Source organism: Polaromonas sp. (assembly GCF_031411155.1).
Taxonomy (GTDB): domain Bacteria; phylum Pseudomonadota; class Gammaproteobacteria; order Burkholderiales; family Burkholderiaceae_C; genus Polaromonas.
Window position 1 is genome coordinate 1 of record NZ_JANOAL010000164.1, and the last position, 1,876, is coordinate 1,876.

General features: G+C 65.9%; 4 protein-coding genes. 2 read left to right on the plus strand and 2 right to left on the minus strand.

Features of this window, described 5'->3' with window-relative positions; genetic code table 11:
* A partial coding sequence (locus RMO23_RS10695) for a hypothetical protein (protein ID WP_309681278.1) occupies window positions 1–872 on the minus strand: 872 nt, incomplete at its 3' end.
* A 108-nt stretch (window positions 873–980) separates the two neighbouring features.
* On the opposite strand from RMO23_RS10695, the gene RMO23_RS10700 reads away from it, so the two are divergent.
* Window positions 981–1,283 (plus strand): hypothetical protein, encoded by a 303-nt coding sequence (locus tag RMO23_RS10700; protein ID WP_309681280.1) that lies wholly within the window; start codon window positions 981–983, stop codon window positions 1,281–1,283.
* Window positions 1,280–1,762, plus strand: a complete 483-nt coding sequence (locus RMO23_RS10705; protein WP_309681282.1) for a hypothetical protein — start codon at window positions 1,280–1,282, stop codon at window positions 1,760–1,762. Before RMO23_RS10700 ends, RMO23_RS10705 begins: the two co-directional genes overlap by 4 nt.
* Window positions 1,763–1,780: 18 nt before the next feature.
* On the opposite strand, the gene RMO23_RS10710 is transcribed toward RMO23_RS10705, so the two are convergent.
* On the minus strand, window positions 1,781–1,876 hold a 96-nt coding region (locus RMO23_RS10710), incomplete at its 5' end, for an FAD-linked oxidase C-terminal domain-containing protein (RefSeq protein WP_309681284.1).

Consider the following 1,876-nt stretch of genomic DNA (forward strand, 5'->3'; position numbering starts at 1 on the left):
CCCTCGGCCAGCGTGTAGATGTCGTACACCGGCTGGCCGACCGGCAGGCCGGCCAGCTTGAGGCGAAAGTCGTCGGTGGCGCTGGCGTCCTGCATCAGCGCGCGGGCCGGCGCCGTGGGCTTGAAGAGCAGCTGGTGCGGCGCGTTGGGCGCAGCGATGCGCGTGCCGTCCGGCAGCGTGGCGGCCAGGTGTTCCAGCGTCAGCCGGCCGGGGTTGGGATCGTGGGCGCCAAACAGCACGGCGCTACGCTCAAACCCGCTGGCGAGCAGGCGCTTCGGGAAAGCCCTGGCCGGCGGCAGGAGGTTGCTGAAGGTCTGCGCAAAAAAGTTGTGGCCGCCTTGCCCGTCCACCGAATGCATCAGCGGCAGATTGACCGAGGGCTGATCGCCGCCTATGAAAATCTTCAGCGCCAGCGCCGGGATAGAGGCGTCGGCCGTGGGCTTGCTGGCCAGGGAAAAGCGGCCGATCACGCATTCAGCGCCGCTGCGGAAAATGCCGGTATAGCCGCCCGCCGCCTGCGGGTTGATCACCAGCCGCAAGCGCGCCTCGGTGCCAAAGGCATGAATCAGCTTGCGCCGGCCGGGCTCCAGTTCATCGCCCGCTGTCGTCAGCGCCTTGACCGAAAAATGACTGTTTATCAGCTGGAGCAGATCGACCATCCCCGGGCTGGCCAGCGGCGGCAACTGCTGATAGCGCGTGGGAACAATGCTGTCGTTCCACATCGTATCCGCCTTCTGGCAGGCGCTGCGCGCGGGCAGTTCGGGATTCGGTGCGCGCGCCGCCGGGACCGGGTCGGCGCTCCGGCAACCCGCGGCCGCGATGGCGACCAGGCAAGCCAGTAGCAGGCGCTTTTTGTTGTTGTGCAGTTGCATGCTTTCCCTTAGCTGTGGCGTGACGCTGATGCGAGAACCACGCCCCGCCAGAATCGCGCCGTAACAATTATTACTATTAACACAGGACCCTGGCCCATTCTGGCCGCCGTGAGCGTTCTTGTCGCCTGTGGTGGCGGGGACACGCTGGCACCCCCGGCGGCGCCGTCCTGGGCTGCATCGGGAAGCTACAGCCCGGTGCTCAAGGTCGAAGGTTCCGCCAGCACCACGCCGATCGCGATCGCCCTGTCGCTGGTCCACCCTTGCCGTCCTGATGTGGAGTATGTCATCGACGCGTCCGCCGCGCCCACTGCCCTGGGCCTGGTGTGGCAAAAGGGCAGCTACGACAGCACCAGCAAACAGGTCGCGGGGCTGACCCCGGTGGCCTCGCTTCTGCGGCGACCGGCCAGTTGACGCTGGCGCACATCGGCACCGGCAATGACATCGTGCTGAGCCTGACAAGCTTCCCGCCAGCCACGACCGTGACGGTCTTCCAACCGGTGCTGAACCTCAACGACCTGATTCTGTTCACGCAGGACGGGGCCTTGCGCTCACTCAAGGCAAGGGCGAATCCGCCTACGCTGAACAATCTCTCGGCGCTCACCGGCCCCGAGGGCTGGCAATCGGCCGGATCGCACGCCAGCCATGCCTATGGCTACCTGAACTCGGCCGTGGCCACTTCGGGCCTTGGAACCTGGCGCATGCTGGCCATTTCCCGCGGCAGCCAAAGCGTCACCACGACCACGAGCGGCCTGGTTTACGGTGCAGATCAACCCCAGTACGATGTGCTCACCAATAGCTTGCTGCCGTCGGGTTTCCTGATCACCACGCCGCGCGCCGGTACCGCATTTTCCGGCAGCAGCCTGACCCGGACAACGCCGCAAGTGCGCTGACACGGCCGGCCGTTCAAGTCACCAGTTGAAAATCTTGCCCGGGTTCATGATGTTTTTCGGGTCCAGCGCGCGCTTGATGCTGCGCATCATGGCCACCGCGCCGCTGCCGGTCTC